This is a genomic window from Streptomyces sp. NPDC037100 (assembly GCF_055606225.1).
Genome location: NZ_JBVJSX010000002.1, coordinates 891179 through 898857, shown reverse-complemented (window position 1 = coordinate 898857; position 7679 = coordinate 891179). Strand labels below are relative to the sequence as shown.

The following is a 7679-nucleotide window of genomic DNA, read 5'->3' as shown; positions in this document are numbered from 1 at the left end:
GGTCGGAAGAATCGTGGAGAACCTCATTGCGCTGCTGGTGGCGGCGCCCCTGCTCGGAGCGGCGGTCCTGCTGTGCGGTGGCCGCCGGCTGGACGCCGTCGGCCACTGGCTCGGCACCCTGCTCGCGGCCGTCTCCTTCGTGCTCGGCCTGGTGCTGTTCACCGACATGCTGGGCCAGGACGCCGACAACCGCGTCCTGAGCCAGCACCTGTTCAGCTGGATCCCGGTCGAGGGCTTCCAGGCGGACGTCGCCTTCCAGCTCGACCAGCTGTCCATGACGTTCGTGCTGCTGATCACGGGCGTCGGATCGCTGATCCACCTGTACTCCGTCGGGTACATGGAGCACGACGAGCGGCGCCGCCGCTTCTTCGGCTATCTGAACCTGTTCCTCGCGGCGATGCTGATCCTCGTCCTCGCCGACAACTACCTGCTGCTGTACGTCGGGTGGGAGGGCGTCGGTCTCGCCTCCTACCTGCTGATCGGCTTCTGGCAGCACAAGCCCAGCGCCGCCACGGCCGCGAAGAAGGCCTTCCTGGTCAACCGCGTCGGCGACATGGGCCTGTCCATCGCGATCATGCTGATGTTCCTGTGGTTCGGCACCTTCGCCTTCGGGCCGGTGCTCGGCAGCCACGGGGAGGCCGGTCTCGCCGGTGCAGCCGGTGAGGACAAGCTGACCGCGATCGCGCTGATGCTGCTCCTCGCCGCCTGCGGCAAGTCCGCCCAGGTGCCGCTGCAGTCCTGGCTCGGGGACGCGATGGAGGGCCCGACCCCGGTCTCGGCCCTCATCCACGCCGCGACGATGGTGACGGCGGGCGTCTACCTGATCGTCCGCTCCGCGGCCGTCTTCAACGGCGCCCCGGACGCGCAACTGGTCGTCACCATCGTCGGCGCGGTCACGCTGCTGTTCGGTGCGATCGTCGGTTGTGCGAAGGACGACATCAAGAAGGCCCTGGCCGGCTCGACCATGTCGCAGATCGGCTACATGATCCTCGCCGCCGGACTCGGCCCCATCGGCTACGTCTTCGCGATCATGCACCTGGTGACGCACGGCTTCTTCAAGGCCGGGCTGTTCCTCGGCGCCGGTTCCGTCATGCACGGCATGAACGACGAGGTCGACATGCGCCGCTACGGCGGACTGCGGAAGTACATGCCGGTCACCTTCGTCACCTTCGGCCTCGGCTACCTGGCCATCATCGGGTTCCCGGGTCTGTCCGGCTTCTTCTCCAAGGACAAGATCATCGAGGCGGCGTTCGCCAAGGGCGGCACCGAGGGCTGGATCCTCGGCGCCTGCGCCCTGCTCGGCGCGGCCATCACGGCGTTCTACATGACGCGCGTGATGCTGATGACGTTCTTCGGCGAGGAGCGCTGGCGCAACGCCCCGACGCCGTCCCCGGCCAAGCCCGACGTGGAGCCCGCCGCCGAGACGCGCGGCGAGTACACCCCGCCGCATCCGCACGAGTCGCCCAAGGTCATGACGGTCCCGATGATCGTGCTGGCCGTCGGATCGGTGGCCGGAGGCGCGTTCTTCAGCATCGGCGACCGGTTCCTGCACTGGCTGGAGCCCGTCACCGGACACAGCCACGGCAACCCGCCGATCAGCGCGGGTGTGGTCACCGGCGCGACCGTCGCCTGCATGATCATCGGCGTCGCCATCGCCTGGGCCCAGTACGGCCGTCGCCCGGTCCCGGCCGTCGCCCCGCGCGGCTCGCTGCTCACCCGGGCCGCCCGGCGCGACCTGCTCCAGGACGACTTCAACCACGTCGTCCTGGTCCGCGGCGGCGAGCACCTCACGCGGTCCCTGGTCTACGTCGACCACACCCTGGTCGACGGCGTCGTCAACGGCACGGCGGCCTCGGTCGGCGGCCTGTCCGGGCGGATGCGCAGGCTGCAGAACGGCTTCGCCCGCTCCTACGCGGTCTCGATGTTCGGGGGCGCGGCGGTCATCGTCGCCGCGACCCTGCTGATGAGGGCGGTCTGATACCGATGTCCTTTCCTCTGCTGACAGTGACAGCGGCGCTCCCGGCCGTCGGGGCGATCGCCACGGCCGCCGTACCGGCCGCGAAGCGGACCGCCGCCAAGTGGCTGGCGCTGCTCTTCTCGCTCGCCACGCTCGTCCTGGCGGTCATCGTCCTGGTCCGCTTCGACCCGGACGGCGACCGCTACCAGCTCACCGAGTCCCACGCCTGGATCGCGGACTTCGGCGTCCGCTACGAACTGGGTGTGGACGGCATCGGGGTGGCGCTGGTCGCGCTGACCGCCCTGCTGATCCCGTTCATCATCCTCGCGGGCTGGCACGACGCCGACCCCCTGGAGACGGGCAGCAGCCGGTGGCGGCCGACGCAGGGCTTCTTCGCCCTGATCCTCGCCGTAGAGGCGATGGTGATCCTCTCCTTCGAGGCCACCGACGTCTTCCTCTTCTACATCTTCTTCGAAGCCATGCTGATCCCGATGTACTTCCTCATCGGCGGCTTCGGGGACCGTGCCCACGAGCACGGCGAGAAGGCGGCGGCCACCCAACGGTCGTACGCGGCCGTCAAGTTCCTCCTCTACAACCTGGTCGGCGGTCTGATCATGCTGGCCGCGGTGATCGGCCTGTACGTGGTCGCCGGGAACTTCTCGCTGACGGAGATCGCCGAGGCCCGTGCCAACGGCACGCTCGACATGGCGACCAACACCGAGCGGTGGCTCTTCCTCGGCTTCTTCTTCGCCTTCGCGGTGAAGGCGCCGCTGTGGCCGCTGCACACCTGGCTGCCCAACGCGATGCAGGAGTCGACGGCCCCGGTGGCGGTCCTCATCACGGCGGTCGTCGACAAGGTCGGCACCTTCGCGATGCTCCGCTTCTGCCTCCAGCTCTTCCCGGAGGCCAGCAAGTGGGCCACGCCCGCCATCCTCGTCCTCGCCCTGATCAGCATCATCTACGGGGCGCTGCTCGCGGTCGGGCAGCGGGACATCAAACGGCTGGTGGCCTACGCGTCGATCTCCCACTTCGGCTTCATCATCATGGGCATCTTCGCGATGACCAGCCAGGGCCAGTCCGGCGCGACGCTCTACATGATCAACCACGGCATCTCGACGGCCGCGCTGATGCTGGTGGCGGGCTTCCTGATCTCCCGGCGCGGCTCGCGGCTCATCGCCGACTACGGCGGGGTGCAGAAGGTCGCCCCGGTGCTCGCCGGCACGTTCCTGATCGGCAGCCTCGCGACCCTCTCGCTGCCGGGGCTGGCGCCGTTCGTCAGTGAGTTCCTGGTCCTGGTCGGCACGTTCACGCGCTACCCGGTGATCGGCATCATCGCCACCTTCGGCATCGTCCTCGCCGCGCTCTACACCCTCGTCCTGTACCAGCGGACGATGACGGGCCCGGTGAAACCGGCGGTCTCCGCGATGCCGGACCTGCGGGTCCGTGAGCTCGTGGTCGTCGCCCCGCTGGTCGTCCTGCTGATCTTCCTGGGCGTCTACCCGAAGCCCGTCACGCAGATCATCGACCCGGCGGTCAAGCAGACCATGTCCGACGTACAGCAGAAGGACCCCCAGCCCGAGGTGGAGGCGGCCAAGTGAGCGCAACAGCCGTCCACAGCCTGTGGACAACCGCGGCCGACCCGATCTCCAAGATCGACGCGCCGAAGATCGAATACGGGCAGCTCGCCCCCACTCTGATCATCGTCGGCGCGGCGATCATCGGGATCCTGATCGAGGCGTTCGTCCCGCGAAAGTCTCGCTACTACACCCAGATGTTCGTGTCCGTCGTCGCACTCGCCGCCGCCTTCGCCGCGGTCGTGGCGCTCGCGGCCGACGGGTACGGCACGACCAAGGCGCGCATCGCCGCGATGGGCGCGATCGCCGTCGACGGACCGGCCCTTTTCCTGCAGGGCACGATCCTGCTGGCAGCGCTGGTAGGCCTGTTCACCTTCGCCGAGCGGCGCCTCGACCCGGAGGCGCACGGCAACCGCGTCGACTCCTTCGCCGCCCAGGCCGCGTCCGTGCCGGGCAGCGAGAGCGAGAAGGCCGCGGTCAAGGCCGGGTTCACCACCACCGAGGTGTTCCCGCTGCTGATGTTCGCCGTCGCCGGCATGCTGATCTTCCCGGCGGCCAACGATCTGCTGACGCTGTTCGTGGCGCTGGAGGTCCTCTCCCTGCCGCTGTACCTGCTGTGCGCGCTGGCCCGCCGCAAGCGCCTCATGTCGCAGGAGGCGGCGGTCAAGTACTTCCTGCTCGGCGCCTTCGCCTCCGCGTTCACCCTGTTCGGCATCGCGCTGCTCTACGGCTACGCGGGCTCGATGTCGTACGCCACGATCGCGCAGGTCGTCGACGGCACCGTGCAGGACGTCAACCCGGCACTCGCCGACACCATGGGCAACGACGCGCTGCTGCTGATCGGTGCCGCGCTGCTGGTGATGGGCCTGCTGTTCAAGGTGGGCGCGGTGCCGTTCCACATGTGGACGCCGGACGTGTACCAGGGCGCTCCGACGCCGGTGACCGGCTTCATGGCGGCGGCCACGAAGGTGGCGGCGTTCGGCGCGCTGCTGCGCCTGCTGTACGTCGTCCTGCCGGGCCTGCGCTGGGACTGGCGGCCGGTCATGTGGGCCGTCGCCATCGTCACCATGCTGGGCGGCGCGATCGTCGCCATCACGCAGACCGACATCAAGCGGCTGCTGGCGTACTCGTCGATCGCGCACGCCGGATTCATCCTCGCCGGTGTCATCGCGACCACGCCCGACGGCGTCTCGTCGGTGCTGTTCTACCTGGCGGCGTACTCGTTCGTGACGATCGGCGCCTTCGCGGTGGTGACCCTGGTCCGCGACGCGGGCGGTGAGGCGACGCACCTGTCCAAGTGGGCGGGGCTCGGGCGCAGGTCCCCGCTGGTGGCGGCCGTGTTCGCGGTGTTCCTGCTCGCCTTCGCGGGCATTCCGCTGACGTCCGGCTTCGCCGGGAAGTTCGCCGTGTTCAAGGCGGCGGCGGAGGGCGGGGCGGCACCGCTCGTCGTCATCGGTGTGATCTCGTCGGCGATCGCGGCGTTCTTCTACATCCGCGTCATCGTGCTGATGTTCTTCAGCGAGCCGCGGCCGGAGGGCCCGACGGTGGCCGTGCCGTCGCCGCTGACGATGACGGCGATCGGGGTGGGCGTGGCGGTCACGCTGGTGCTCGGTGTGGCGCCGCAGTACTTCCTGGATCTGGCGGGGCAGGCGGGGGTCTTCGTCCGCTGACGTCCTCGTCCGCTGAGGTCTTCGTCCGCTGACGTCCTCGTCCGCTGAGGTCCTCGTCCGTCTGTGTGGGACCCGGTCTCCTTCGGGAGCCGGGTCCCACGGCGTTTCCGGGGCGGCGAGCTGCCCGCCAGGTCGAATCGAAGGTGATCGAATGTTCCTGTGAGCATCGACTCCACCGGGCGGGACCTGTGGATAACTCCGGGGCTGTCGGTGCGGGCGCCTATGGTGGACGCAGTGGTCGAGGCGCGACGCACGGGGGACGCAACGATGGGCGCTACGGGCGGGACGGGTGTGATGACGGAACTGGACGCGGTGACCGGGGCAGGGCCCGCGATCGGTGCGGGCGACGGCCCCGCCGGGCCCCTCGGCCCCGACGCGAGCGAGGCGCTGGCCGCACTGCACCGGGTCTTCGGGTACGAGGCCTTCCGCGGTGAGCAGGAAGCCGTCATCGACCATGTCGTGGCGGGCGGCGACGCCGTCGTGCTCATGCCGACCGGTGGCGGCAAGTCGCTGTGTTATCAGGTCCCGTCCCTGGTCAGGCCGGGTACGGGCGTGGTCGTCTCCCCGCTCATCGCCCTGATGCAGGACCAGGTGGACGCGCTGCGGGCGCTCGGCGTGCGGGCCGGGTTCATGAACTCCACGCAGGACTTCGACGAGCGGCGGATGGTCGAGGCCGAGTTCCTCGCCGGCGAGCTGGACCTGCTGTACCTGGCACCGGAGCGGCTGCGGCTGGAGAGCACGCTCGATCTGCTCTCCCGCGGCAAGATCTCCCTCTTCGCGATCGACGAGGCGCACTGCGTCTCGCAGTGGGGCCACGACTTCCGGCCGGACTACCTGGCCCTGTCCCTGCTCGGCGAGCGCTGGCCGGACGTGCCGCGGATCGCGCTGACGGCGACGGCCACGCACGCGACGCACCAGGAGATCACCCAGCGGCTGAACATGCCGACGGCCCGCCACTTCGTGGCGAGCTTCGACCGGCCCAACATCCAGTACCGGATCGTGCCCAAGGCGGACCCGAAGAAGCAGCTGCTGAGCTTCCTGCGCGAGGAGCACGCGGGCGACGCGGGCATCGTCTACTGCCTGTCGCGCAACTCGGTCGAGAAGACCGCCGAGTTCCTCAGCCGCAACGGCATCGAGGCGGTGCCGTACCACGCGGGTCTGGACGCGGGCACGCGTGCGGCCCACCAGTCCCGCTTCCTGCGGGAGGACGGCCTGGTCGTGGTGGCGACGATCGCCTTCGGCATGGGCATCGACAAGCCGGACGTCCGCTTCGTCGCCCACCTCGACCTGCCCAAGTCGGTCGAGGGCTACTACCAGGAGACGGGCCGGGCCGGCCGCGACGGGCTGCCCTCGACGGCCTGGATGGCCTACGGGCTGAACGACGTCATCCAGCAGCGCAAGCTGATCCAGTCCGGTGAGGGCGACGAGGCCTTCCGGCGCCGGGCCCAGGCCCACCTGGACTCGATGCTGGCGCTGTGCGAGACGGCCCAGTGCCGCCGGGGCCAGCTCCTCGCCTACTTCGGCCAGGAACCCGACCCGTCCGGCTGCGGCAACTGCGACACCTGCCTGACTCCGCCGGAGACCTGGGACGGCACCATCGCGGCGCAGAAGGCGCTGTCGACGGTCGTCCGGCTGCAGCGGGAACGCGGACAGAAGTTCGGCGCGGTGCAGATCGTCGACATCCTGCTGGGGAAGCGGACCGGCAAGGTCATCCAGTTCGACCACGACCAGCTGTCCGTGTTCGGCATCGGCGAAGAGCTGACCGAGGCCGAATGGCGGGGCGTCATAAGGCAGTTGCTCGCCCAGGGGCTGCTCGCGGTGGAGGGCGAGTACGGCACGCTGGTGCTGACCGAGGCCAGCGGGGCGGTGCTGCGGCGGGAGCGGGACGTGCCGCTGCGCAAGGAGCCGAAGAAGCCGGCGACCTCCCGGTCGGGGGCGTCGTCCTCGGGCTCCGGGCGGGGCGAGCGCAAGGGCAAGGCGGTCGCCGCCGAGCTGCCCGAGGAGCTGCTGCCGGCCTTCGATGCGCTGCGCGCCTGGCGCGCCGAACAGGCCCGTGAACAGGGCGTCCCGGCCTACGTGATCTTCCACGACGCCACACTGCGGGAGATCGCCACCGTGTGGCCGACGTCGGTGGGGGAGCTCGGCGGGATCAGCGGGGTCGGCGAGAAGAAGCTCACCACGTACGGGGAGGGGGTGCTGGAGGTGCTCGCCTCGCTGGGCGGGCCGTCCGGTTCGGCTCCTGCGGGCGCCTCCGCCTCCACCGCCGACTCTCCCTCGGTCCAGGCGTCCGGCCGGGCTCCGGCGTCGGGCCGGGCTCCGGCATCCGATCAGGCTCCGGCCCGCGCCGCGGGTCAGGACGCCGGTGAGCCGTACCACTGGCCGGAGATGGACGCGGAGCCGGAGCCCGACGACTGGATATAGGGCCGGGCTCCGGCCTGGTCAGACGGTCGCCGCGCGCCACCGGCGAGGGCGCCACTC

General features: G+C 70.0%; 4 protein-coding genes. All 4 read left to right on the top strand.

From position 1 onward, the window contains the following. Positions 1-13: 13 nt before the first annotated feature. The 4 genes from nuoL (at position 14) to recQ (ending at position 7622) form a co-directional block, all read left to right on the top strand. On the top strand, positions 14-1978 hold the full coding sequence (gene nuoL / locus ACZ7EG_RS09280; RefSeq protein ID WP_471074436.1) for an NADH-quinone oxidoreductase subunit L: 1965 nt from the start codon (positions 14-16) through the stop codon (positions 1976-1978). Positions 1979-1983: 5 nt separating this feature from the next. Further along, positions 1984-3555: an NADH-quinone oxidoreductase subunit M gene (locus tag ACZ7EG_RS09275; protein ID WP_471074433.1), complete on the top strand. Its 1572-nt coding sequence runs from the start codon at positions 1984-1986 to the stop codon at positions 3553-3555. Continuing rightward, complete coding sequence (gene nuoN, locus ACZ7EG_RS09270; RefSeq protein ID WP_471074430.1) at positions 3552-5201, top strand: NADH-quinone oxidoreductase subunit NuoN; 1650 nt, start codon at positions 3552-3554, stop codon at positions 5199-5201. The genes ACZ7EG_RS09275 and nuoN overlap by 4 nt, the downstream gene beginning before the upstream one ends. Positions 5202-5495: 294 nt before the next feature. Then, entirely contained in the window at positions 5496-7622 is a 2127-nt protein-coding gene (gene recQ / locus ACZ7EG_RS09265) for a DNA helicase RecQ (protein WP_471074427.1), read from the top strand. Positions 7623-7679: the final 57 nt, after the last annotated feature.

What these genes read in the sequence shown, in the direction of transcription:
- ACZ7EG_RS09275 (WP_471074433.1), top strand. Translation starts at nt 1,984, where the DNA reads ATGTCCTTTCCTCTGCTGACAGTGACAGCGGCGCTCCCGGCCGTCGGG.
- recQ (WP_471074427.1), top strand. Translation starts at nt 5,496, where the DNA reads ATGACGGAACTGGACGCGGTGACCGGGGCAGGGCCCGCGATCGGTGCG.